This window comes from Mycobacterium sp. NPDC051804 (assembly GCF_044452905.1).
Taxonomy (GTDB): domain Bacteria; phylum Actinomycetota; class Actinomycetes; order Mycobacteriales; family Mycobacteriaceae; genus Mycobacterium.
On the sequence record NZ_JBITCD010000002.1, the window covers coordinates 1,003,354 to 1,028,841 of the forward strand.

Consider the following 25,488-nt stretch of genomic DNA (forward strand, 5'->3'; position numbering starts at 1 on the left):
CCAGGGTGAGTTCGACCCGCACATTCGCCTACGACCCACTCCCCTATGCGGCTGTCGTACCGGCAATGCTCGCCGAACTCGTCGAGCGATTCGGTCCCAGTGACTTCGTCGTATCTTCAGACGGAACCGGTACCGACGAGCGAATCACGTACGCCGAAGCGGACGAGCAGTCGGCGCAGATGGCGCGCCGACTGCTCGCCGCCGGCGTGACCAAAGGAGCCAGGATTGGCATCCTCGCGCCCAACGGTCCCGATTTCGCGGTCGCATTCCTTGCGACCACCCGAATCGGAGCGGTGGCGGTACCCATCAACACGTTCTTCCAGCCGCCCGAACTCGAATGGCTGCTTCGCGACGCCGACATCCACACGGTCGTGTCGGTGCCCACGCTGCTGGGCAAGGATGTCGAGGCCCGTCTCGAAGAGGCCACCGGAGTCGCCCCCGGCGGCGCGAATCCGGTCTTCACCAACCGGCTGCCGCACTTGCGCAATGTGCTTTCGCTGGCCCCGGATGCCCAGGGCTGGCCTGACCCGGTCACGCACTCCTTCCTGAACGTCTGCGAGTCGACGGTGCGCGAGACGGATGACATGGTCATCATCTACACGTCGGGGAGTACGTCGAATCCCAAGGGCGTCATCCACTCTCAACACACTGCTATCGCGCATTCGCGTTTCATCGCGAGCCAGCACGAATGGGACCCCACCGACCGCGTCTATATTCCGATGGCCTTCTTTTGGGTCGGCGGCCTGATCTTCGGGCTTCTAGGACCGATGCAGATCGGAGTGACGGTCCTGACCGAGCATCGGTTCGAGCCGGGTGACGTGCTTCGGCTGCTGGCGACCGAACGTGCGACCTACGCGACTGGCTTTCCCCACGTCGGTCCCGCGTTGACGAACCATCCCGACTTTGCGACCACCGATCTGTCCGCCCTACGCGAGGGCTACCAGCAGGTGCTGCTGCCGCCAGAACGGCGCGCCGCTGACCCGTCACTGCGAGTTCGACAACTCGGGATGACCGAGACCTGCAGCTCACACACCTGGTGGCCACCCCATGAGCAGGTGCCGGAATACAAGCGCGGATCGCTTGGGGTTTCGGCACCCGGTTACGAGCACAAGGTGGTCGACGAGACCGATCAGGAAGTGCCCAACGGGGTCTCCGGCGAGATTTGTGTGCGCGGTTGGGCGATGATGCGCGGCATAGTCGGACGCAGTAATCGGGACGTATTCGATGTCGATGGCTGGTATCACACCGGCGACGCAGGTTATCGAGATGACGACGGCCACCTCTACTTCGCGGGACGCACCGACGACATGATCAAGACCTCCGGCGCCAACGTGGCACCCATCGAGGTGGAGTCAACGCTGAGCAGAATCGAAGGCGTACGGATCGCCTATGTCGTTGGGCTGCCCGATCCCGCGAAGGGCGCGCTGGTCAGTGCCGTAGTGGTGCTCGACGACGGCGTCGACCTGTCGGCCGACGCTCTGGCCGCACAGTGCCGCAAGGAACTTGCCGCCTACAAAGTGCCCAAGAAGTGGGTGATGCTGCCCGACGCGGACGATCTGCCGTACACCACCACAAACAAGATCGACAAGGTCGCGCTTGGCACGTTGTTGGCATCGGGCGCACTCGAATGACTGCCAAAAACACGATCGAAGCGCTCGCTGCACGTATCGAACGTCTCGAAGCGCTCGACGAAATCCGCCAGCTCGCAGCCAAATACGCTGTGGCTCTGGACATGCGTGACCTCAATGCTGTCGCCAACCTCTTCGTCGAGGACGTCGGAGTGCCGGGAAAACGTCGTGGGCGGGAGGCGTTGCGTCAGTGGTACGACACCGAGATGCGACACGACCTGCTGGGTAGCGCACACGGCCCGCTTGCACATGTCATCGACGTCCATGACGCCGACCACGCCACCGGCCTCGTGTACTCGCGCAACGATCTCGAAACCGAGACGACATGGGTGATCGAACTGCTTGCCTATCTGGATGCGTATGAACGACGCGACAGCCGTTGGTATTTTGCTCGACGGACTCCGCTGTTCTGGTATCAGACCGATATCACCAGTCCTCCGCTTGGTCCCGAAAAGATGCGCTGGCCCAACACGAATGCGCACGAAGGAAAGTTCCACGACGCGTTCCCAAGCTGGGCGGAATTCTGGTCAGCCGATCCGGGGCGGCTCGAGACTCCCGTCCCCGCGCCGCCGCCGGTCGGCGAATGGCTGCAGGCGTTGCGCCGAAGCGACTCCGCCCCGCGCGTCAGTCCCACAGGTCGCAGCGCCGACGATCCGAGGAACGGATGACATGACCAACGACTCCGATTGCACCGTCTTCACGCTCACAGACGACCAGCGCGAGTTCCGATCGACTGTGCGCGCCTTCCTCGAACACCACTCACCGGAATCCGAGGTTCGCCGCGTCATGGAGTCGGACAGCGGCTTCGATTCGGCGATCTGGCAAGCCATGGCCGATCAGCTCAGACTGCAGGGATTGATCATTCCCGAGGGGTACGGCGGCGAGGGATTCGGCTTCACCGAACTCGGTATGGTGCTCGAAGAGATGGGCCGGGCGCTGGTTCCCGGCCCCTACTTCACGTCAGCGGTGCTCACCGCAGTCGCGCTCCTGTGTTCCGGTGACGACGACGCGTGCAAGCGCTACCTTCCCGGCATCGCATCGGGCGAGACCATCGCGACCCTGGCACTTACCGAGCGGTCCGGCCGTTGGGATCGCGACGGCATCGGGACGACGGCCCGCCAAAGCGGGGTGGGATGGATACTGCGTGGGGCCAAACACTATGTACCAGCCGGGTTTATCGCCGATCTAGTACTCGTAGTAGCCCGCACCGACTCCGACACCATTGGCCTCTTCGCCGTCGAGAACACCGATGACCTCGTGCGCAGAGAACAGTCCAGCCTCGACCCGACGCGCCGCCAAGCCGTTGTCGAGTTCGCCGGCACCGCTGCGGTGCGCATCGGCGGTGAGGATGCGTGGCCTGGACTGAGCCGCGCGCTGAGTCAGGCGACGGCGGCGTTGGCCAACGAACAAGTGGGTGGAGCCCAACGGTGCCTTGATCAGGCGGTTTCTTATGTCAAGGTCCGCACCCAGTTCGGTAGAGCCGTCGGCTCTTTCCAGGCCATCCGGCACCGCTGCGCCGACCTCATGCTGGACATCGAATGCGCGAGAGGCGTGGCGCAATACGCGGTCCACGCCATCGATCACTTTCCCGCCGAGTTCGAACCCGCAGCAGCGTTGGCCAAGGCGTACTGCTCGGACGTTTACGCCCGCGCGGCGGCGGCCAACATCCAGTTACACGGCGGAATCGGTTTCACGTGGGAGCATCCCGCTCATATGTATTTCAAGCGCGCGAAATCGTCGGCGATGCTCCTCGGCGACGCGGGCTACCACCGCGGCTTGCTGGCCGACAGCATCGGCGTCTGAGTTCAGAAGTCGGTGCCGCCATCGATGTTGATGACGGCACCGGTCATGTACGCTGCCCGGTCACCGAGTAGGAACGCGATGAGTTCGCCTGCCTCGTGCGGTCTTCCCCCGCGGCCCAGCGCCACTCTCATATTCCAGTCGGGATTGCTCGACAGGTGGGTGTAGATCGCATCTTCGAGCGGCACACCGTATTGCTGTGCCCGATGCTCTCTTATGTGGTCGTTCGTTTCGGTGTCGAACAGGCCGGGGCACACCACGTTCACCCGGATTCCTTCGGGGCCGTGTGTTTTCGCCACGATCTTGGACAGTGTCAGCACGGATGCCTTCAGCGCGTTGTACGGCGGGATGAGAATCTTGGGTGCTCGTACCGAATATGCGGCGGTGGTGACGATGGTGCCGCCGCCATTTCGCTGTAGTGCGGGATGACCGCGCGACACGATCGCACGGTTGCCATGAGAATGAGCTGGTAGTACCAATCCCAGGAGTCGTCGCCGTGTTCGAGGAAAGGACCTTGCTGGTTCATTGGTCCTGCGGTGACGGCAAGTCCTCGGAGTGGGCCCAGCTCTTCTGCCGCGCGGTCGACGGCGCGATCAACCGCTCCTCCGCTCTCGGTCGCATCCACGGCGATCCCGACGGCGCGGATTCCGAACTCTGTCGTGAGTTCTTGTGCACGCTCCTCGGCTCGTTGGCCGTCGCGCGCGAGCAAGGCGACGTTTGCACCGTCGGCGGCCAGCGCCCGCGCCGCGCCGTATCCCATGCCGGTTGTCCCGCCGACGAGCACGTAGTTGCGGCCTTCCAGTCCGAGTTCCACGCTTCTGACCTCCGGATCCGATTACTGGATGAACTACTGAACAATAGGACGCACTATGTCATATTGATTAGCAACCCGAGCACTGCTACCACAGCTGAGGGCGACACAGCCGTGTCGTGGCAGCGCACCGGAACACGCCATGTCGCGTAGCATTGGTTATTTGGCAGGGGCCCGTACGAGCCGTCTAGCAGGCCCTACCGGACAAGGAGCGGGATGGCGACCCAACGGGCCACGGCCGACATCGAAACGCAAGACGAGCACGACCGTCAGGATCAGATCCTGGAGGCGGCCAACCAATGCTTCACGCAGTTGGGCATCCACCGCACCAGCGTGCAGGACGTCGCCAGAATGGCGAATGTCTCGCGGGGCACGGTCTACCGGTATTTCGAGGACCGCAACGTTCTGATCGATGCGGCGATCGAGTTCGGCGCCCAGAAGTTCTATCAGCAGGTCGCCGCGGCCATGGCCAAGAAGTCGACCCTCGCGGAGAAGCTCGGCGCAATGGCCGAGACTCACGCGATCATCCTGTTGGACCACCGCACCCGCAACCGCTTGATGGCCGATGACTCAGAGCTGATGCGCCACATGATCTCCGATGGCGATTCCGCGGTCCGGCGTACCACGGAGTTCCTGGTGCCCTATGTCCGCGAAGCGCAGAAGCGCGGCGAGGTCGGCGCGGGCATTGACGTCACCGCCGCCAGCGAGTGGCTGGCCAGGATCATTTACTCGTTCTCCACGGTCAATCAAGCGCAGACTTTCGACATGTCCAAGCCCGACACCGTCCGCAAGTACGTCGAAAAGTTCGCCGTCAACGGATTGCGCTGACACCGCTCTCTCTGTTCAACTGAACAACTCCTGTATTACTGTTCTTTATGATCTTGCGGCGTGAACCTCGCGCGTGCAGGTCAGAGAATCAGGAGACCCATGACCGAGATCTGGCGCGAAGAGCGGATGTTGATTGACGGCCGGCTCGTTGACTCGGGAGCGGGCGGCGCATACGACAACGTCAACCCGGCGACGGAGAAGACTATCGGCTCCGCCGCCGACGGCACGGCCACGGATATGGACGCAGCCATCACGGCCGCGCGGCGAGCCTTCGACAGCACGGACTGGTCGACAAATCACGATCTACGTGTGCGATGCATCCGGCAACTGCACGAGGCGCTGGTCAAGCATGCCGACCAACTTCGCAACACCACCGTTGCCGAGGTCGGCTGCCCGCTTGCGCTGACATATGGCCCGCAAATCGACGCTCCCCTGGCCGGGCTGCCCTGGGTCGCAGATCTTGCCGAGAGCTACGCGTGGGAAACCGACCTTGGAATCGCCGAGCCGTTCGGCATCAAAACCCGTCGCACCGTACGACGAGAACCAGTGGGCGTCGTCGCTGCAATCACCCCCTGGAATTACCCGGTGCAGATCAACCTCGCAAAGATGGTGCCTGCGCTTGCCGCGGGGAGCACCATGATACTCAAGCCAGCACCCGATACGCCCTACGGCGCAACACTTCTCGGGCAACTCATTGCTGAGCACACCGATATTCCGCCTGGCGTTGTCAATGTGGTCACCTCCGCTGGGCACGACGTGGGTCAGCAGCTGTGCGAGGACCCGCGCGTCGACATGATCTCGTTCACCGGCTCGACGGCGACGGGTACCCGCATCATGACCGCGGCAGCGGCCACGATCAAGAAGGTGTTCCTCGAACTCGGCGGCAAATCGGCCCTGGTAGCGCTCGACGATGCCGATATCGGATCGGTGATCACATCGGCGGCATTCGCCGCGACCACTCACGCGGGGCAGGGCTGCGCCAACACCACCCGACTTCTGTTGCCCCGAGCCAGGTATCGCGAGGGGGTCGACGCACTGAGCGAAATGCTCAGAGGCTGGTCCTATGGTGACCCCACCGATTCATCTGTCCTCATGGGCCCGTTGATCCGCGAGGAACAGCGACAGCGGGTACTCGGTTACATCCACACAGGGATCGACGAAGGAGCCACGCTGGCGGTGGGTGGCGGCATTCCCGAGCATCTGCCGGTGGGCTACTACGTCGAGCCGACACTGCTCTCCGATGTCGCTCCCAATGCCACAGTCGCTCAGGAGGAAATCTTCGGGCCTGTCCTGGTTGCCATCCCGCACGACGGCGACGACCATGCCGTAGAGATCGCCAACAATTCGCGTTACGGCCTGTCCGGATCGGTGGTGAGCGCGTCTGACGACCGAGCACGCTCGGTGGCAAACCGCATTCGAACCGGAACGGTCAACGTCAACGGCGGGGTGTTCTACGGCGTCGACGTCCCATTCGGTGGCTACAAGCAAAGCGGCATCGGACGGGAGATGGGCATGGCAGGTTTCGAGGAGTATTTGGAGATCAAATCGATTGCACAACGGGCATCATGACGGCGCGGTCGCTGTCCGGTAAACGGGTCGTCGTCGTCGGTGCTTCGGCCGGCATCGGTAAAGCGTTCGCAATTCGGGCGGGCAAGGAGGGAGCGCATCTCGTCGTCGCTGCCCGCCGCACCGACAAGCTCGCCGAGGTCATCTCCGAGGTCGGCTCTGGTACGCCGGTGGTCACCGATGTGCGTAGACCCGAGGATTGCGCCCGCGTCGCTGCCGTCGCCCGCGAGGAATTGGGGGAAGTCGACCTCCTGGTGATCAGCACGGGGTACGCACCACTGAAGAAGCTCGGCGACACCGATACTCATGACTGGCGCGATGTGTTCGAAACAAATGTCATTGGCGTGCACGAGACGATCCGCGCGCATCTGCCAATCCTCACGCCGTCGTCGATCGTTGCTGCCATGTCCTCGGATTCGGTACGAAACCCCCACTCGGCGCTTGGGGCTTACTCGTCGAGCAAGGCAGCGCTCGAGCGGTGCTTGGTCTCGTGGCGCCTAGAGAATCCGGGCTACAGGTTCTGCTGCGTCGAAGTCAGCGGCACCGTCCCCACGGATTTCACGTCCGCCTTCGATCCGGATGTGCTCGGCGAAGCCGCGACCGAATGGATGTCGCGCGGCCTTGTCCAAGCGAGCAGGATGACGCCGGAGGACGTCGCCGAAGTGTTGGCGGGCGTCTTCAGCAGCGTCGTGGACTTCCCGGAGGTCGGCCTGGAATCCGTGGTCGTCAAGTCACCATCGGGGCCGTTGCGGCCGTGAGCGTTTCACTTCTGCTCGAGATGGCTCAGGACGCGGCGCTCGCCGAACCTGATCGCATTGCATTGGTCTCCGGAGACCTGCGCTTGAGCATTGCGGAACTGAGCACCCTCGCCGACGGCGGTGCCGGCGTGATCAGCGCTTCTGGCGCCCAGCACGTCGCTTACGTCGGTGCCGGCGGCGGGATGCTTCCGCTGCTGATCTTCGCTTCGGCACGGGCTGGCGTACCCGTCACCCCGTTGAACTATCGGCTGTCCGCGGACGGTTTGCGCACGCTGATTAGGCGGCTGCCACGGCCTGTCGTCATCGTCGATGACGAGTACCGCGATGTGGTTGGAGACCTAGCCGGCACGGTCGCGCAGACCTTTTCCGCCGCTGACTTCGTTGCCGCGGCGCGGATATCGGAACCTGCGGCCGAATTCGCCGAAGCAGATTCGGTGGCGGTCGTATTGTTCACATCGGGGACAACGTCGGCACCCAAAGCCGTTGAGCTGACCCATAACAACCTGACCAGCTACGTGATGGGAACCGTCGAGTTCGCGTCGGCAGAACCCGGAGACGCTGCCGCGATCTGCGTACCGCCGTATCACATTGCAGGCATCGGAGCCGCCCTTTCGAATCTCTACGCCGGACGTAAGATGGTGTACCTCCCCAACTTCGACGCCACCGAATGGGTCCGACTGGTAGATCGCGAAAAGGTCACCTCAGCGACTGTGGTCCCCACGATGCTGGACAGGATCGTGACTGTGCTCGAAGGGCTCGACGGGTCTCCCCTACTGCCCTCGCTGCGCACGCTTGCATATGGCGGATCGAAGGTCGCCGCGCCGCTGGTGCGCAAGGCGTTGGCACTGCTGCCGCATGTCGGGTTCGTGAACGCTTACGGTCTCACCGAGACCAGTTCCACCATCGCCGTACTGACCCCAGAGGACCACCGCAAGGCGGTGACGTCAAGCGACCCCGTCGCGGCGCGCCGGCTGGGATCGGTCGGCCAGCCCGTCCCCACGGTCGAGGTACAGGTCCGATCCGAAGACGGCACCGTATTGGGACCGGGCGAGTCCGGCGAGTTGTTCGTGCGCGGCGAGCAGGTGTCAGGCCGCTACACCGGCATCGGCTCGGTGCTCGACGCAGCAGGCTGGTTCCCCACTAAGGACGTCGCATACCTCGATAATGACGGCTATCTGTTCATCGGGGGCAGATCCGACGACACCATCATCCGCGGCGGCGAGAACATCGCGCCGGCCGAGATCGAAGACGTCCTGGTTGAACATCCACGCGTACGAGAGTGTGTCGTTGTGGGCGCCGACGACGACGAGTGGGGTCAGATCATCGTCGCAGTTGTCGTGCCCGACGGTGAGTCGGAGCCCGATCCTGATGAGCTTCAGGGTTTCGTGCGTGAACGTCTGCGGGGGTCGAGAACCCCGGACCGCGTCGTCTTTCGCGGCGGGCTGCCCATTAATGCGACCGGCAAGGTATTGCGGCGCGAAATCGTCGACGAACTGAACGCGGACGCGAAGGAGTCCACATGATCAAGAACGGCACTCGGCTGAAAAGTCAGGTGTGCGACACCCAGGTCATCATCGTGCGCAGTTCGGAGGCGCTCGACGACCTACGCGCAGGTGGTTCGCCGATGATCCCCGTCGCCGATGAGGTCGATGCGAGCCTGACGCTGGACGACGGTTTCGCCGGCGGCACGCATATGGGGAAACGATATGTCGACGACGCGGAGGCCGAGGTGCTGGTCACCAAGGCCGGCGCCGGTTCGCTGTCAGTTGGATCGACACCGTTGAACATCAAGGAAGCCAAGCCTTTGCCCGCCAGCGACTAGGACAAATCCAATCCGACCAAGCAACGCGGAAGGGGCATTACATGGCGGACACCATCAATGAGGTCAAGTCGCTCTGGCCCGACTACCCGAACTATCGAATCGACCTGACACCCTGCGCTATGAAGGGACAGGTCTGGGCCGGTGACACGCTGCTGGCCGAGAGCGACGACTGTCTCATCGTGACGGAGACCGATCACGATGACCGGCTGTACTTTCCGGAATCCTCGGTGCAGTGGCAACACTTCGAAGGGTCCGATCACACCACGGTGTGCCCGTTCAAGGGACGCGCCAGCTATTGGAACCTCATCGGCCCGCATCAACCGAGCGCCAATGCCGTGTGGACCTATCGTGCGCTGATGCCCGAAGTCGCCGACCTGAAAGGTTATGTGTCGTTTTACAACCGCGATCTGCGCATCGTTGTCGTCGATCGATGGCCCGACGGCACCGAGGTACCCGCCACGTTTCCACTCTGGGGTGATGCGGCGGAGCTACTGCGGCTCATCGATGTCGAACGCGCTTCCGACCGCACGTTCATCGGCCCGGCCCACGGCCCAACCCGGCGCGATGTCGTGGAAGGTGGTCAGTTCGTCGCCGAAGCCGTGGTGGCCGCGAGTAAGGCCCTTCCCGCACAACGGATCACCTCTGTTTCGATGATCTTCACAAAGGCGGCATCGTTCACCGCACCCGTCGATATCGACGTCGATGTACTCCGGCACGGTCGAACGTTCTCGACCGCCGAGGTGCGCATCAGCCAACATGCAACATTGCGAAGTGTCGGGTTGCTTCTCGCCGATTCCGGTGCCGACGACGTCATCCGCGAGAGCGCACCCATGCCCGAAGCCCCGGGACCCGAAACGGCCGTACAGTTCGCCGGTTTCGGGATGACCGGCCGAGAGATCAGAATCGTCGACGCCGCATACGATCCGGACCCGGAGCGGGTCGGACCACCGGTGATCGATGCGTGGGTCCGGTTCCGGGAGGCACCTGATGAGCAATATCTACACCAGGGGCTTCTGGCGCAGTCGACCACGCACTGGACCATTGCTGCTGGCATGCTGCCTCACCGTGGTTTCGGCGAGGCTCGCGCGCACGACACGTTGTCCACCGGAATCATCAAGGCCACTATCGCCTTTCACGATGACGTCGATGTCAGTGACTGGCTGCTGTACTCCAATCACGCATTTTGGTCAGGGCGAGGACTCGTTCAAGGCGACGGACGGGTCCACACCCGTGATGGTCGCCTCGCCGCCTCCTACACGATTCAGGCGATGGTCCGAAATTTCGGCCGCAGTCCCACAGACATGGGGCACGACAGCCGAACGGCAATGTGATCGGCTTTCAGGTCCTATGGACATTCAGGTCGCCGTGCCGAACCCCGAATTGGAAGCCCTTTCCCGCCGCTATGCAGCGGCGATCGACCACCGCGATATCCCCGCACTGCTGAGTGTCTTTGCGCTAGACGCGACCATGCGGGTGGAGCAGCCTGGGCAGGAACCCGGAAACCTGACCGGCTACAACGAGATCCAGCGCATCATCAAGATCGTCGACCGCTTTCCCCGCACGGCACACGTCCTCGGACAGGGCCTCTTCCAGGTGGACGGTGATCACGCCGACGGTGAGGTCTATTGCACCGCACATCACTTCAGTTCCGATGCGGGTCAAGGTGGCGATCTCGTGATGCACATCAGGTACATCGACCGCTACGCGATGGGCCAAGACCGCAGCTGGCGCATCCTTCACCGCACGGTGCGCGTCGACGCCACGGAAGACCGGCAGGTGCGGGGGCAATGGTAATGGCGAACGAGTTCACACGACGTAGCCGAGCACATAGTGCCCACTGGTCGGGTGGTGATACCACCCACCTGCTGCACTTGTGCCGCCGTCGACATGCAATGTCTGGCCGGTGACGTAGGAACTCAGGTCGCTTGCCAGAAACACTGCGGCTCCTGCCATCTCGTCGACATGGCCGGCCCGACCGAGCGGCACCATGAGTTTGGCGTTCGCCTCACCGTTCGGCGCCATTCGGCGGAGGCTTTCGGTGAGCGTGAAGTCGGGCGCCAGACCGTTGACCCGAATACCATGTGCGGCGAGTTCGAGGGCCGACGTCTTGGTGAAGTTGAGGACGCCCGCCTTGGCGGCCGCGTACGCGGCGAAGCCGGGTGCCGCGCGAACGCCTTCGATCGTGCTGACATTGATGATGCTGCCGCCTACTTGCGCATCGACCATGGTGCGAGCTACCCGTTGTGTGCACAGAATCACCTGCGTCAGGTTGATCCGGATCAACGAATCCCAGCCGTTGGGCGATGTCTCGAGGAGTCCGGACCAGAACACACCACCGGCGTTGTTCACCAGAATCGTCGGCGTGCCGAGTTCGCCCGCCGTCGCGGCGAGGGCAGCGTCGACTTGCTCAGGATCACGGACGTCGGTCACGCAGGCGAGGCCGCCGACCTCCGCCGCGGCCTCGGCCGCCGAGGTCGTGTCCTTTTCCCATACCGCCACGCTCGCCCCATACTCGGCGAGAGCCGCCGCCACCGCCCTCCCGATGCCTGCTCCGCCACCGGTCACGACGGCAACACGGCCAGCGAGCGACACCGCATCGCGACGCAAAACCATCAGGCCTCCTCGACGGCGAGAGTCTGCATAGGCACTATACGACTAGACACTCAATGCTCTATTGTTTCACACTGAGATACCGGGAGTAATTGATGCTGTTCAATGAAAAGTACGGTCCTTGGGCGTTGGTCGCCGGCGCATCGGAAGGCCTCGGCGCAGCGCTCGCCACCGGCGCTGCCGAGCGGGGGTGCAATGTCGTGCTCGTCGCGCGCACCGAACCGAAGCTGGCCAACGTCGCCGCCCGCATCGAGCGAGCCTACGAAGTTCAAACGCGCACCCTATCGGTGGATCTCAGCGGACCCGATGCGGTACAGCAGGTGATCCAGGGCGTCGACGATCTCGAGATTGGACTGTTCATCTACAACGCCGCCGCGGAGCCGCGCGGATTGTTTCTCGACACCCCCGACGACGAACTCGTCCGCAATGTGTACATGAACTGCACGGTCCCCACACTGCTCACCAAATCGCTCGCCGCCAAAATGACCGGCCGTCGGCGTGGCGGTATTGCGCTGTGCTCGTCCGGCGGTGCATTGCAGGGCTTGCGCATCTTCGCCGCGTACGGCGCCGCCAAGGCCTACGAGTTGCTGCTCGCAGAGGGCTTGTGGGACGAGCTGCGCGGCTCCGGTGTCGACGTCATGGGTTACATCATCGGCACGACCCTGACACCTGAGTTCCGCCGCAATATGGACGTCACCCCTGACGTCGAATCTGGCTTGCGTGCCGCAGGAGCACAGAGCCCTGAGGAGTGCGCAGCCCGCTTTTATGAAATATTCGGAAGTGGCCCAAGGGGATACGCAAGCGACCATATCGAGGCGAACTTTGCAGCCAATGCGCGTCTGCCGAGGGCCGAAGTAGTAGCCGCCATGGGCGAGCACATGCAGGCAAGCTTCGGTTAGACGGACGTCCCACCCGACAGGCGCCCACTGCTCTGATATCAAGCATCGAACCGAATCAACGGAGGACATATGAACCGTCTCAAGGGCAAGGTCGCCCTCGTCACTGGAGCGGCCCGTGGCCAGGGGCGAAGCCACGCCCTTCACCTCGCAGATGAAGGCGCCGACATCATCGCCGTCGACATCTGCGCCGACATCGAGTCGAACGAGTACCCGCTTGCCACCCGCGAAGACCTCGACGAGACAGCGAAACTCATCGAGAAATCGGGCCAGCGGGTCGTGACGGCTGTGATCGACGTACGCGACCGACCTGGACTCAAGGCAGCGCTGGATGACGCTGTCTCACAATTGGGCGGGCTGCACGTTGTGGTGGCGAATGCGGGAATCTGCCCTCAGGGCAACCATATTGCGTATCAGGGCTTCATCGACGCATTCGACGTCGACTTCGTCGGCGTCGTCAACACCATCCACGTCGGCCTTGAACACTTGACTGCCGGCGGCTCGGTGATCGTGACGGGTTCCATTGCCGGGCTTGTCGACCAGAAGGATCTCGCGACTGGTGGCGGCCCTCAGGGTCCAGGCGGCGCCGGCTACGGAATGGCGAAGAAGATGGTCCGCGACTATACGAAGGCGCTGGCGCTCACGATGGCTCCGCACAGCGTGCGGATCAACGCCGTTCACCCCACGAACGTGAACACCGACATGCTCCACAACGTGCCCATGTACAAGGTCTTCCGGCCCGATCTTCCGGAACCGACCCGCGAAGATGCCGAGGTGGTTTTCCCGATGTTGCAAGCTATGCCGACGCCGTGGGTGGAACCGGAGGACATCTCGCACGCGGTGGTGTACCTGGCTTCCGACGAATCCCGGTTCGTCACCGGGCAGCAACTATTCGTCGACGCTGGTGCCGGACTCAAGATGGGCATGTAACCACAGCCCTGCGGCCGACATCGAAACTGGCGTCGTCTACGCCATGGAAGCAGCTACCAGCGTCCGCGCGACCCATTCCACTCGACTCAGTGCCTCGTCGAGGGTCAGTGCACCGGTGAGCACGGCGGTCAGCGCGCTCGACAGCGCGGCGTTCAGGCCGAAGCTCACGTTCGGAACAAGTTCCGGTGCAACGCCTTCCAGCAGGCGGTCGAACATCTCGACGTTGGTGCGGGCCATGTGGTCGATCCCCGTCTTCACGTCGGGATCCTTCGACGTCATCGCTTGAAGCATCAACGCGGTCATCTTGGGGTTGCGGTGGAACGCCCGCTGTGCGCGTTGAAGGTAGTCGAGTATTCCTGGCAGCGGCCCATCACCGACGGGGTCGCTCGCCGACACCACACGTCGAGTCAATCGCTTCTGCCAGTCTTCCAGCGCCGCCGCCAGCAGGTGTTCTTTGGAGCTGAAGTACCGGTAGACAGTGCCGAGCGCGACTCCAGACCGCTGGGCGACGTCACGCATCTGCACAGCATCGGCCCCGACGTCACCGACCAGTGCGATGACGGCTTCGACGATCTTGGCCCGGCGGGCCAACTGCCGACTGGTCATGTCGGCTATCGCAAGAACGTCGGACGGGGGCGGCTCGACCGCTTTGACGCTAACTGAGCACCTCGCTTTCAGAACACAGTTCCAATGCCTACGCCCGAATGTAACCCGAAATCACACGACTTACCAGCTGTAACTCGCGCACGCGGGGCTCGGTTTCTTGACTCAATTAGAACTGTGTTTCAATATTGTAAGGCGATGGCGACCATTGCATGGACCCATTCGAGCGGAGGACGTCATGGCTGGACCCGTCGGTCTGCCGGTTATCGACACGATGATCGGTTTCCCGCATGAGGGATCGGCGCAGTACGACTTCATCCGCAGGCAGACCAAGGATCGTGAGTCCAAAGAGGACTTCGAGTTCCCGGTCGAGTACATGTTCAAGGACGTGCCGAAGGATCTGCCGACGGACGATCCGGTATCGCTGCTGCTGCAACAGATGGATCGGTTCGGCATCGAGAAAGCCATGATCGGCGTGTCAGAGGGCGAGTCCGCGGACAAGGCGCTGAAGACATTTCCGGACCGGTTCATACCCTCCGGCGCCATCGCCGACCCGAACGACGTCATGGGCTCGGTGAACGCCATCCGCCGCGACTACGAGCACTACGGTATCCGGGCGACATCGGTGTTTCCCGCCGGGACCTTTCCGCAGGTCGCGATCGATGACCCGAAGATGTATCCGATCTACGCCACCTGCGTAGAACTCGGCATCCCGATCTTCGTGTGCGCAGGCGTGCCGGGACCACGCGTGCCGTTTGCGCCACAAGAGGTTTCGCGCATCGACGTCGTGATGTTCGACTTCCCTGATCTCGTCTTCGTCACCCGACACGGCTGCGAGCCTTGGGAGGACCTCGCGGTGAAGCTGATGCTGAAGTGGCCCAACCTCTATTACTCCACGTCGGCGTTCGCTCCCAAGTACTACCCAGAGGCCATCATCGACTACGCCAATACCCGCGGAGCAGACAAGGTGCTCTACGCCGGCTACTTCCCGATGGGGCTCTCGCTCGAACGGATCTTCAGCGACATGCCCAAGGTGCCACTCAAGGATGAGGTGTGGCCGAAGTTCCTGTACGGCAACGCAGCCCGCATCCTTGGCCTCGAGACCTGACCCGAATACAGCTGACAGGGCCACGGAAGGACTTCACATGACGACAGATCTGGGTTTCACGTTCTTCGACTGTGACAACCACTACTACGAGGCATTGGACGCGTTCACCCGACATATCGATCCCGCGTTCCGGAAGCGCGCGATCCAGTGGGCGCAGATCGACGGCCGGCAGCGTCTGCTCGTCGGCGGCAAGGTCAACAGGTTCATCCCGAATCCGACGTTCGATCCCGTCGGAAAGCCCGGGGCGCTCGACGAGTACTTCCGCGGCCGCAACCCCAAGGGTGCGGACATGAACGCCCTGTTCGGTGACCTGGAGCCGATCCCGGCCGCCTACCGCGACCGCGACGCGCGGCTGGCGCTCATGGACGAACAAGGCATGCAGGGCTGCATCATGCTGCCGACGCTGGGCGTCGGAATGGAGCAAGCATTGCTGCCGGATCTCGACGCGATCGTCGCGACGTTCCACGCGTTCAACCGGTGGATGGACGAAGACTGGGGTTTCGCCTACCAGGAGCGGATCTTCGCCGCACCGTATATCACCATGGTCAAGCCCAAAGCTGCAGTGCAGGAACTTGAATGGGCCTTGGAGCGTGACGCTCGGTTCATCGTCATGGTCCCCGGACCGATCGCCACCGATGTCGGCATGCGCGCGCCGGGTGACCCCATGTTCGACGAGTTCTGGCAGTTGGCGAACGACTCCGGCATCACCGTCTGCTACCACTCCGGCGAGACGTACTACTCGAAGTTCATGCCTGCCTGGGGCGAGCCGGACTACATGATGTCGTTCCAAGCGCTACTCGGCTTCCGGACGCTGTTCTCCGGCGACCCCATCCAGGACACCTTCGCCAACCACCTTCACAACGGCCTCTTCCTGCGCTTCCCCAACCTGCGGATGGCGTCGATCGAGAGCGGTTCGGCCTGGGTGTTCCACCTATTCGAGAAGCTCACCAAGTCCTATGGCCAGATCCCCTTCATCTACCAGGAAGATCCGCGGGAGACGTTCAGACGCCACATCTGGGTGTCCCCGTTCTACGAAGACGAACTCGCCAGTCTTCTCAAACTCGTTGGCGTGGATCGCATCATCATGGGTTCGGACTATCCCCATGTCGAGGGTCTTGCCGAACCGGCGTCCTACATCAAGGACCTGGAGAACTTCGATTACACGCCCGCACAGTGCCGAACGATCATGCGCGACAACGGTATCGGTTTGGCAACCCGCCGCCCGGTCTGACGGGCTCCATGAAGGTCGAGAAAAGCAGCCTCGTCGCGATGCTGCTGGAGGTCGGCGAGGAGAACGCAGCCGTTCTTCTGGCCCGGTCACCGCTGCCCGAGGAAATCGACACCACGCACGATCTCGACGCTCTGCTGGAGTTCGGCCTCGAGCGGGATCAGATCGACGAGACGGCGCGACTGGCGGTTGGCGCCATCGAGCCAGACGACGTCAACACCAGGCGTAGGCGCGGCGAGCTCGCGAAGGCGATCTCGCGCCGATGGGCCGATCTCGTCGACGACTGGACGTCGGGCAGCTAATCGGACGCCGCGGCAGCTGCAACTGGGGTGCGACGCTCCACGCCGTCGGGACCGAACCGCGATCCTGACTTCTGCAGGCGGCGCTCGAACAGCCGCTGCAGCGGGGTCGCGACAAATGTGGTGACGATCGTCATGAGCGCGAGGATCGTGTAGAGCTTGCCGGAGATGAGTCCCGCTTCGTAGCCGATGTTCAGCAGGATCAATTCCATCAATCCACGCGCGTTGGCGAGCGCACCCATCGAGCCTGCCTCGTGCCAACTCATGCCCTGCCAGCGGGCGGCAAGCCCGACGGCACCAAACTTCGCGACGAACGAGACCACCAAGACGACAGCGGCCATGAGCAACGTCTGGCCGTCGAAGATCAGAGTGAGTTGTGTGTTCAACCCTGAGTAGATGAAGAACGCCGGGATCAACAGGTAGGCGGTCAACGGCTCGAACCGCTCGCGGATCGAATCCAACAGCGCGCCCCGCGGCATCACGATGCCGGCGACGAAAGCGCCGAAAACCGAATAGATCCCGACGATGTCGGTGAACCAACTGGCCGTCAGCACAACCAGCAGCACCACGCTCACGTGTGCGATGGGCAGGCCGCCCGTGCGTTCCACGTCAGCACGGCGCGGTGCCCATGTGTCGAGCCGCGCGAGGAGCGGACGGCCGACGTACACCATGAACGCCAGGTAGGCCAAGCCACCGCCGATGGCGATAAACGCGCCCACCAGGCTCCCTTTGGCTGTGGCGACGACGGTCGCCAGCAGGACCCAGGAGCACGCATCGTCGACCGCGGCACACGACAGCGACATCGTTCCCAACCGCGTGTTGAGAAGGCCGGAATCGTAAACAATCCACGCCAGCATCGGGAACGCCGTGATCGCCACGGCCGCTGCGACAAACAGGCCGCCTTGCCAGTGTGCGACTTTGTCCGTGAAGTAGCCGCCCAGGCTGACCATCCACCATCCGACGACTCCCCCGAGGACCAGAGGAACGCCGATACCGGCCGCCGAGGTGGCGCCCGCCTGCCTGGTGTGCGCGCTGAGAATGTCGAGTTTGAACGACGCTCCCACCAAAAACATATAGAGCACGAGCCCGAGTTGGCCGACGACGTAGATGGCCGTGAGGTTCGGGTGCGTCATCGTTTCGGCACCGATGGTCAGCTTCGTCGGAAACAGCCACTGCTGAGCGTCGGGCCAAATCCACCCCAATACCGAAGGGCCGAGCAGGAATCCCGCCACCATGATGGCGACCACCTGGACCTGACCGAGGCGGCGGAACAGCGGCCACAGCAGTCGGTAGGTCAGCAGGATAACCACAATCTGGAGGAAGAAGTGGTAGGTGATGTTGAGTAATGAGGGCATCGGTCAACCCCTGTCCGACCAACGGAAAACACTGAGGCAGGCGATCAGTCCACCGATACTCCAGGCCGCCAGCACGAGAAATATCCGTCCGTGCTCCCAGCTCCCAGCCGGTTCGAAGGCGACCATCTGCGGCGGCAGTAGGACGGATCGGAATCCTTGAGCCATCCACTTGACGGGAAAGATCGATCCGACGATCAACATCCACGTCGGCAAGACCATCAGAGGCACGTAGGTTCCGGACAGGAACTGTAGACCGACCGCAGGACCGTTGGTGATGACGGCAGCGGAGACGGCATTGCTCGCAACATTGCTGATGAAGATGCCCAACAGCGAGCAGCTGACGATGCTCAGAACGAAGACCCACGTCAGCGTGAACCACCCGTAACCGTCAGTTGGCAGACGTAGACCGAAGACGAAAATTGCTACCAGCAACAGGATTACGGCTTCGGCGAGACTCACGATGGCGACCAGCATGATCTTTCCGATGAAGTACGACGACGCGGTGGCCGGCGTTCCGCGAAGTCGCCTCAGAGCCCCGGTGTCACGGTCCGCAGCGATGCTTATGCCCAAGTTGATGAACGACGTGGACAGAATTCCGTAGGCAAGCATGCTTGCCGCGATCACGGCTCCCATGCTGATGTTGGTCTCCGGCAGTTTCGCTGTGAAGATCGAGCCCAGGAGAAGGCAGATCAGCGCCGGCATCGAGAATGTCAACGCCACTTGTTCCGGCCGGCGGTAGAACATCTTCAGCTCGGGGACGACCCTGGAGAATCCGATGCGCACCGCCGACGGGATCGGCGCCGCGGCGTGCACGGCCCGTTCTCTTATGAGCGTGGGCTTTTCAGTGTGATCGACGGACATCACGCCACGCCGATCAGATTCAGGTATGCGTCTTCAAGTGTGGGTCTGGTGACCGTCAGTTGCGCCAGCTCGGCGCCGTCTCGGCTTCGTAGCCTGATCAATTCGGTCGGGAAGTTGGTGTGCTCGATGTGAAGCTCGTCTCCGTCCATCCACTGAACCGTGGCCGTCGTGTTGACGTGTTCGACGAGTTTCGTCGGCGAATCGACCGCGACGACCTTGCCGCCTGCGATCACCGCGACACGGTCCGCCAGTGCGGCCGCCTCCTCCAGATAGTGAGTGGTGAGCAGGATTGTCGTGCCGTCGCTCGCGAGTAGTTTGATCAAATCCCAGAATTGGCGTCTGGCTTCAGGATCGAAGCCGGTCGTCGGTTCGTCGAGAAACAGCACCTCGGGCATGCCGATGATGCCGAGGGCGACGTCGAGCCGACGGCGCTGTCCGCCAGACAAGGCCCTGACCCTGGAGCCGGATACTGGGGCCAGCCCGACGAGTTCGAGCACGTCCTGCGGAGTCCTCGCGGTGCCGTAGCAACGGGTGAACATCTGGACCGTCTCGTACACGGTGAGCATCCCCGCGTCGCTCGCCTCTTGCAGCACTATGCCGATCCTCGCGCGCCAGCTCCTCCCCGCCGTTCCTGGGTCTTCCCCGAGGACCTGCACCTGCCCGGAGTCGCGCCTTCGATTGCCTTCGAGGATCTCGATCGTCGTCGACTTGCCAGCCCCGTTTGGTCCGAGGATCGCGACGATCTCGCCGTATCCGACGTCGAGGTCCAGATCCTGCACGGCCTGCATTCGGCCGTAGGTCTTTGATAGCCCCCGAACATGCACCGCTCCTGTGGAAGTCACGACTCACTGCCTCCCGAATCCGGTTCGACAGCTGATGCCTCCAGTTCAGTCAGCAACTGCCTCAGGTCGGCGTCCGACAGCTCGCTCATGAGCTGTTCCACGTCGTCGACAGCTGGTGGCTGCGTAGGTGTCGAATCTTCGGTGGCTGCGGTCGTCTCGCCATGAATCGAGTGGAGCTCGCGCAGTATTCGCTCAGACAGCGAGTTCACACTGACGCCCTGCAGTATCTCCAGCACCGGAATGTCGATCGAGAACGTCGAGTTGATCCTGACCCTGAAGTCCATCGCCATCATGGAGTCCAGGCCGATATCGTCCAGCATGTCATCGGCTGCGATGTCGCTTGTGGCGCAGTCGAATACCGTCGCAACGACCCGGTGGACATGCTCTGCTATCACTCCCTGTCTGTCGGCTGCGGCAGTGTCCGCGAGGATGTCGAGTACCGAGGCCTCCAAATCCAGCTGCTGATCAGATGTTTCGGCCCCTTCGAGTTCGACGAACATCGGCGGCAGCTTTCCGCTCAGTCCGGCGTGCCGGGCTCGGTTCCAGTCGGCGGTGATCGCGACGACGTTGGCCGCACGCTGATTGATCAGGCGATCGAGGATTCGCATGCCCACAGCGGGCGTGATCAACTCGATTCCGCGCTGCGCGTAGACCTTCTCGAGTTTCAGTTCCTCGACCATGCCCACCGACCATGGTCCCCACCCGATGGTGAGTGCCGGCGACCCCTGTGCGCGCCGGTAGTGCGCGAACGCGTCGAGAAAAGCGTTCGCCGCCGCGTAGTTTCCCTGACCTGGTGAAGCGATGGTCGATCCCGCCGACCCGAACATCACGAAGAACTCCAGGTCGTGGCCTTTGAAGGCGTCGTGCAACACGCGGGTGCCGGTGATCTTGGGAGTTAGTACTTTGGCGAAGTCTTCCTCGCTCATGTTGACGAGAAGCTGGTCGGCCACCGCGCCCGCGGCGTGCACGATTCCGCGTACCGGGCGGCCGCCCACACGATCGTGCTCGTTGATCCACGCTTTCACCTGATCGGCATCGGCGACGTCGACGCTGGCGGTGGTGACGTGGGCGCCGAGGCGTTCGATCGCTCGGATCGCCGCGACCGTCGCGGCATGTGGATCATCGTCAGACAGCGCAGACCAACTCTCCCTCGGCGGCAGGGCGCTTCGACCGAGCAGGATGATGTGCCGCGCACCGCGCTCGGCAAGGTAGGTGGCCACGATCCGGCCGAGGGCCCCCGCTCCCCCGGTGACGACGTAGGTCGCGTCGGGGGTGAGCTTCGTCGGGAAGGGCTTCGTCAGGTTCTTGCACGGGCGTAGGCGCGGAACGAATGTGGTGTCGCCGCGGATGGCGAGTTGGTCTTCGGACTGGTCCTCAGTGAGGTGGTCGCAAATGCGCACCGCAGTCTCTCTCTGATCGTCGGTGTCATCGATGTCGATGAGACCGCCCCAGTGGTCGGTGAACTCCTGATGACCGATGACGCGTCCGAGGCCCCAGACGGCGGACTGTCGCGTTTCAATCAGTTTCGTTCCCGGCGCCGGTTGGGCGTTCGACGTGATCAGATAGAGACGAGGCTTTACGGCACCGTGCTGCGAAAGCGCCTTGACGAGGCGCAGGACAGTGAACGCACCTAAATCGTTGTCCGAGCCGTCTGCGGGTGAGCCGATGTCCGTGGGCCAGCAATTGATGATGCCGGCGAGATCCCATTCATTGTCGAGCTGTGTAGCGACCAGCTCGGCGAGTTGGGCAGGGTGTGCAGGGTTGATCGCGTAGCTTCCGTCGGTGCCGGTGAGCGCTTCGACGGCGCGGTGTTCGACGGTGGCGACGCTGTGGCCGCGACGTCGCAGTTCGTCGGCGACTGCTGAGCCGACTCCGGAGTCATCGATGAGGATGAGCCAGCGTCGGTTATCGCCTCCCTTGGAGGACTCTTCATCGGTCTCGTCGGATTTCTCCGACCACTGAAGCTCGTATAGCCCTTTGTCGATGTGATCGGGCGACATCCGTGAGGATGTGCTCAATGACTGCACGACGAAGCCGTCGAAAACGGCGAGCGGATTTCCGCGGGAGTCGGTGATCGTGATGTCGCTTTCGACCGCCTCTTGGGTGGCCGACACCACGTTTACGCGAACCGTCATCCGCCTTTCGGGTGCGCCATAGACCGCGCAACGACGGATGCGAGTCGGTAGATACGGTTCCTCGTTCTCTTTCTGCCCGAGAAATGGTGCACCGAAGAGTGTTTGGAAGGCGCCATCGATGATCGCCGGATGAAAGTGGTAGCAGTCGAGCTCCGCCGCGACACCACCCGGAACCTCCATCTCGGCGGCCGCCCAGTCCTCCCCGGCAGTCACGCGCTGAACAGACCGGAACGATTCGCCGTAGTCGAATCCGATAGCCGCCGTTCGGTCGTAGAACTCGTCGCCGCCGACTGACGTCACCAGTTCGTCGACTGCTGGTGGTTCATAGCCGCCGGGGGGCGTCGGGAGGGTGGCGAGTTCCGCAGTCGCGGTGATCGTCCACCTGAGATCTCCGTCCGCGCTGGCCGTGAACGCGGCGAATTCCAGTGTGCCGCTGGCTTCGTTCAGCGTGGTCCTCAGAATGGGGTCGCACGAATCGTCAAGCAGGACCGCGCGGTGCAGGACCAAGTTGTCCACGCTGTGATTCGATCCATACGTTTCCCTGGCAGCTGCCAGAGCCATCTCGATGTAGACCGCACCAGGCAGCACCACACTTCCCTGCACTCGGTGGTCGGCGAGGAACGCGTTGAGCACAGTACTTATTTCGGCTTCCCACGTCGGATGGACGGCGCTCACCGGTTGACCGAGCAGCGGATGCACTGGGTGGTAGAAGAGCGACTCCGTCGCTTCCTGCGTCTCGTCCCAGTACCGTTTCGTCTGCCACGGGTACGACGGCAGCTTGACGAGTCGCCCCGCTGCATGCGGTTGCACCGCGTTCCAGGCAATCTCGCGGCCGTGGCCGTACAACGCACCAACGCAAGTCAACAGAGTGCGGCCGTCGTCCTGATCGCGCCGCTGCGACGCCATGAGCGAGACTCGCTGCCGCCCAGCTGTTTCGAGAATCGACGCTGCCAGAACAGGGTGGGGTCCCAACTCCACGAAGTGTGTGTAGCCATCCTCCAGCATCCGGCGCATGGCCGGTTCGAACAGTACGGTCGCGCGGGTGTTCTGCCACCAGTAGGCGGCGCCCGCCGAGTAACCGTCCAACTGCTCGCCGGTGACCGTCGAGTACAACGGAAGCGTGGCGGCCTTCGATGACAGACTTTCGAACGCACCTAAGAGATCGTCCTTCACCGCATCCATGTAGTGGGTGTGATAGGGCACGCTGCCTGAGAGATAGCGGGTGAAAATCCCCGCGTCGTTCAATTGCCGGGCGACGCGGTCGAGGGCCTCGCCGTCCCCGGCGATGGTCACTGCCGAGGGACTGTTGATCGCGGCGATCGAAAGACGTTGTCCGAATTCGTCGATGGCCTCGGTATCGAGCGCGTGCATGAGGGCGTCGGCGTCGAGACCGACGGCGAGCATACGACCCTGCCCGCTTGTGCGTTGCTGAAGACGGCTTCGGTGGTAGATCACGTGGATCGCCTGCTCGAAGGTGAGTAGTCCGGCCAGGTGATGAGCAGCGACTTCACCCGCGCTGTGACCGATCACCGCGTCCGGCGTGATCCCGAAGTGCGCAAGCTGTTCGGCCAACGCCACCTGTATGGCGAAGTTGGCGGGCTGGGCGATCTCCGTTTCCCCCATACGGGAGTGGGTTTCATCGCGCCGCAACTCGTCGATCAGCGACCACGTCGCGTAGCGGGACAGTTCTCGGTCGCTGCGCGTGATGCTGGCCGTGAACTCTTCGAAGACATCCAGCAGGCCTCGGCACATCTTCCACCACTGAGGCCCCATGCCGGTGCACACGAATGCCAGTTTCGGCACGGTGGAACCGATGCGGCCCGTCAGGATCTGACCGCCATCGGCAAGCGCCTGAAATTGTTCTCGCGCATCGTCGATGCTGTCTGCGATGACAGCATGACGATGGTTGAGGTGCGCGCGTCGCTGTCCCAGCGAGTACGCCAGATCCGGCAATGTGACGTCCGTACTCGTGGTCAGATGCTCGGCCAGTCGGCCAGCGGTGGCGACCAAGGCTTCCTCGCTACGTGCCGAAATCGGCAGAACGGTTAGTGCGCGCCCTGTCGGCTCGTCCGAAGAAGCGGCAGAGACCGCAGCGGGTGGCTCCGCAAGCACCGCATGCGCGTTCGTGCCACCGAATCCGAAAGAGTTCACCCCGGCTATACGTCGAACTCGGTCGGGAAACGATTGCCCGGTGCGAGGAATATCGATCCTCAGGTCGTCGAGGCTGACGTGACGGGTCGGGTTCTTCAGGTGCAGGTTCGCCGGAATGTATCCGTGTTTGAGAACCAGTGCCGCCTTGATCAGTCCGGCCACCCCGGCGCCGGCCTCGAGGTGGCCCAGGTTCGTCTTTACCGATCCGATCAGCAGGGGATCGTCCGACGACCGATCTGACGTCAGCGCGTTGGCAAGCGCCCGCATCTCGATAGGGTCACCCACCGGAGTTCCGGTGCCGTGTGCCTCCACGTACCCCACCTCTGCGGGGTGGACGCCGGCGCGGCCGAGCGCTGTCCTGATCGCCGCTTCCTGAGCTTCCTCTCGGGGCACTGTGATGCCGTCGGTATGGCCGTCTTGCGATACCGCCGTGCCGAGGATCTGTGCGTAGATGTCGTCACCGTCGAGCAGTGCTTGCTTCAACGGTTTCAGGACGACGACGGCTGCGCCCTCACCTCGCGCGTATCCGTCTGCCGAGTCGTCGAAGGCTTTCGAACGTCCCTCGGGACTGAGGAACCCGCTCTTCGACTCCGCGATGGCGGTGTTGGGGCCGATCATGACGTTCACCCCGCCAGCAACTGCGAGATCGGACTCACCACTCCAAATGCTCTGTGCTGCAAGGTGTACGGCCACCAGCGAGCTGGAGCACGCCGTGTCGATCGACATGCTGGGGCCGCGAAAATCGAAGGCGTGTGAAATCCGGTTGGCCAGCATCGTCATCATCATCCCGGTGGCGGAATGAGACTTGAATCGATAGCGACTGGTACGGCCCTGGTTCTGCAAGAGCTGATAGTCGAGGGTGAAGCCACCGACGAACACTCCGACATCGGTTCCCGCGAGGCTGTCAGCCGAAATTCCGCCGTCCTCCAGCGCCTCCCACGTGACATGCAGCAGGAGACGCTGTTGCGGATCGAGCGAATGCGCTTCGCGCGGAGAAATTCCGAAGAACTGTGGATCGAATTGATCGATCTCACTGAGGAATCCGCCTCTACGGGTGACGACCTTGCCTACCTTGGCCGGGTTGGGATCGTGGTATCGAGCCGCATTCCAGCGCGTTGCCGGGACCGTGGTGGTGGCGTCGATCTCGTCGCATAGCAACCGCCAAAAGGTCTCGGCGGAATCGCCACCGCCAGGAAATCGGCAACCGATTCCGACGATCGCCAGCGGCTCAGGGGTTCTGTTTTCAGCAGTCATGTT

Annotated in this window: 21 protein-coding genes and 1 pseudogene; 15 read left to right on the forward strand and 7 right to left on the reverse strand. The window is 62.8% G+C overall.

Annotation, left to right across the window (positions count from 1 at the left end):
• The first annotated feature begins 5 nt into the window (after positions 1-5).
• From ACIA48_RS10570 to ACIA48_RS10580, 3 genes are read left to right on the forward strand one after another with little or no spacing between them, the layout of a single operon-like run.
• On the forward strand, positions 6-1,631 hold the full coding sequence (locus ACIA48_RS10570) for a class I adenylate-forming enzyme family protein (protein WP_396730445.1): 1,626 nt from the start codon (positions 6-8) through the stop codon (positions 1,629-1,631).
• The gene (locus ACIA48_RS10575; protein ID WP_396730447.1) at positions 1,628-2,296 is read left to right on the forward strand and encodes a nuclear transport factor 2 family protein; all 669 of its coding nucleotides are present in this window, start codon (positions 1,628-1,630) and stop codon (positions 2,294-2,296) included. The genes ACIA48_RS10570 and ACIA48_RS10575 overlap by 4 nt, the downstream gene beginning before the upstream one ends.
• Before the next feature lies 1 nt (position 2,297).
• Positions 2,298-3,431, forward strand: coding sequence for an acyl-CoA dehydrogenase family protein (locus ACIA48_RS10580; RefSeq protein WP_396730449.1), 1,134 nt, complete (start codon positions 2,298-2,300; stop codon positions 3,429-3,431).
• A gap of 2 nt (positions 3,432-3,433) precedes the next feature.
• On the opposite strand, the pseudogene ACIA48_RS10585 reads toward ACIA48_RS10580, so the two are convergent.
• Positions 3,434-4,188: pseudogene (locus tag ACIA48_RS10585) on the reverse strand (SDR family NAD(P)-dependent oxidoreductase).
• A gap of 267 nt (positions 4,189-4,455) precedes the next feature.
• Here ACIA48_RS10585 and ACIA48_RS10590 point away from each other — a divergent pair.
• The 7 genes from ACIA48_RS10590 (at position 4,456) to ACIA48_RS10620 (ending at position 11,007) form a co-directional block, all read left to right on the forward strand.
• Positions 4,456-5,067: a TetR/AcrR family transcriptional regulator gene (locus ACIA48_RS10590; RefSeq protein WP_163689453.1), complete on the forward strand. Its 612-nt coding sequence runs from the start codon at positions 4,456-4,458 to the stop codon at positions 5,065-5,067.
• A gap of 99 nt (positions 5,068-5,166) precedes the next feature.
• Positions 5,167-6,636, forward strand: coding sequence for an aldehyde dehydrogenase (locus tag ACIA48_RS10595; RefSeq protein WP_396730451.1), 1,470 nt, complete (start codon positions 5,167-5,169; stop codon positions 6,634-6,636).
• Positions 6,633-7,391, forward strand: a complete 759-nt coding sequence (locus ACIA48_RS10600) for an SDR family oxidoreductase (protein ID WP_396730453.1) — start codon at positions 6,633-6,635, stop codon at positions 7,389-7,391. Before ACIA48_RS10595 ends, ACIA48_RS10600 begins: the two co-directional genes overlap by 4 nt.
• Entirely contained in the window at positions 7,388-8,914 is a 1,527-nt protein-coding gene (locus ACIA48_RS10605) for a class I adenylate-forming enzyme family protein (protein WP_396730455.1), read from the forward strand. The genes ACIA48_RS10600 and ACIA48_RS10605 overlap by 4 nt, the downstream gene beginning before the upstream one ends.
• Positions 8,911-9,213, forward strand: coding sequence for a hypothetical protein (locus ACIA48_RS10610; protein WP_396730457.1), 303 nt, complete (start codon positions 8,911-8,913; stop codon positions 9,211-9,213). The genes ACIA48_RS10605 and ACIA48_RS10610 overlap by 4 nt, the downstream gene beginning before the upstream one ends.
• A 41-nt stretch (positions 9,214-9,254) precedes the next feature.
• The gene (locus tag ACIA48_RS10615) at positions 9,255-10,544 is read left to right on the forward strand and encodes a DUF427 domain-containing protein (RefSeq protein WP_396730459.1); all 1,290 of its coding nucleotides are present in this window, start codon (positions 9,255-9,257) and stop codon (positions 10,542-10,544) included.
• A gap of 16 nt (positions 10,545-10,560) precedes the next feature.
• Positions 10,561-11,007, forward strand: coding sequence for a nuclear transport factor 2 family protein (locus ACIA48_RS10620; protein ID WP_396730461.1), 447 nt, complete (start codon positions 10,561-10,563; stop codon positions 11,005-11,007).
• Between the two features lie 12 nt (positions 11,008-11,019).
• On the opposite strand, the gene ACIA48_RS10625 is transcribed toward ACIA48_RS10620, so the two are convergent.
• Complete coding sequence (locus tag ACIA48_RS10625; RefSeq protein WP_396730463.1) at positions 11,020-11,826, reverse strand: SDR family NAD(P)-dependent oxidoreductase; 807 nt, start codon at positions 11,824-11,826, stop codon at positions 11,020-11,022.
• Between the two features lie 92 nt (positions 11,827-11,918).
• Here ACIA48_RS10625 and ACIA48_RS10630 point away from each other — a divergent pair, with 92 nt between their 5' ends.
• Both ACIA48_RS10630 and ACIA48_RS10635 read left to right on the forward strand, forming a co-directional pair.
• Complete coding sequence (locus tag ACIA48_RS10630) at positions 11,919-12,722, forward strand: SDR family NAD(P)-dependent oxidoreductase (protein WP_396730465.1); 804 nt, start codon at positions 11,919-11,921, stop codon at positions 12,720-12,722.
• Positions 12,723-12,791: 69 nt separating this feature from the next.
• Positions 12,792-13,649 carry a mycofactocin-coupled SDR family oxidoreductase gene (locus ACIA48_RS10635; protein ID WP_396730467.1) on the forward strand — a complete coding sequence of 286 codons (858 nt, stop codon included), beginning with the start codon at positions 12,792-12,794 and terminating at the stop codon, positions 13,647-13,649.
• Positions 13,650-13,685: 36 nt separating this feature from the next.
• Here ACIA48_RS10635 and ACIA48_RS10640 read toward each other — a convergent pair whose 3' ends face one another.
• Positions 13,686-14,255: a TetR family transcriptional regulator gene (locus tag ACIA48_RS10640; protein ID WP_396730469.1), complete on the reverse strand. Its 570-nt coding sequence runs from the start codon at positions 14,253-14,255 to the stop codon at positions 13,686-13,688.
• 235 nt (positions 14,256-14,490) lie between these two features.
• On the opposite strand from ACIA48_RS10640, the gene ACIA48_RS10645 reads away from it, so the two are divergent.
• The 3 genes from ACIA48_RS10645 to ACIA48_RS10655 are packed head-to-tail and all read left to right on the forward strand — an operon-like array spanning position 14,491 to position 16,890.
• Positions 14,491-15,360 carry an amidohydrolase family protein gene (locus tag ACIA48_RS10645; protein ID WP_396730471.1) on the forward strand — a complete coding sequence of 290 codons (870 nt, stop codon included), beginning with the start codon at positions 14,491-14,493 and terminating at the stop codon, positions 15,358-15,360.
• A 37-nt stretch (positions 15,361-15,397) separates the two neighbouring features.
• The gene (locus ACIA48_RS10650) at positions 15,398-16,591 is read left to right on the forward strand and encodes an amidohydrolase family protein (RefSeq protein ID WP_396730473.1); all 1,194 of its coding nucleotides are present in this window, start codon (positions 15,398-15,400) and stop codon (positions 16,589-16,591) included.
• 8 nt (positions 16,592-16,599) lie between these two features.
• Positions 16,600-16,890: a hypothetical protein gene (locus ACIA48_RS10655; RefSeq protein WP_396730475.1), complete on the forward strand. Its 291-nt coding sequence runs from the start codon at positions 16,600-16,602 to the stop codon at positions 16,888-16,890.
• Here the strand turns inward: ACIA48_RS10655 and ACIA48_RS10660 are convergent.
• From ACIA48_RS10660 to ACIA48_RS10675, 4 genes are read right to left on the reverse strand one after another with little or no spacing between them, the layout of a single operon-like run.
• Positions 16,887-18,242, reverse strand: coding sequence for a cation:proton antiporter (locus ACIA48_RS10660; protein ID WP_396730477.1), 1,356 nt, complete (start codon positions 18,240-18,242; stop codon positions 16,887-16,889). The two genes, ACIA48_RS10655 and ACIA48_RS10660, sit on opposite strands and share 4 nt — an antisense overlap.
• Positions 18,243-18,245: 3 nt before the next feature.
• A complete protein-coding gene (locus ACIA48_RS10665) occupies positions 18,246-19,103 on the reverse strand; it encodes an ABC transporter permease (RefSeq protein ID WP_396730479.1) in 858 nt (285 codons plus the stop codon).
• Positions 19,103-19,891: an ABC transporter ATP-binding protein gene (locus tag ACIA48_RS10670; RefSeq protein WP_396730770.1), complete on the reverse strand. Its 789-nt coding sequence runs from the start codon at positions 19,889-19,891 to the stop codon at positions 19,103-19,105. The genes ACIA48_RS10665 and ACIA48_RS10670 overlap by 1 nt, the downstream gene beginning before the upstream one ends.
• Positions 19,892-19,941: 50 nt before the next feature.
• Complete coding sequence (locus ACIA48_RS10675) at positions 19,942-25,485, reverse strand: type I polyketide synthase (protein ID WP_396730481.1); 5,544 nt, start codon at positions 25,483-25,485, stop codon at positions 19,942-19,944.
• Positions 25,486-25,488: the final 3 nt, after the last annotated feature.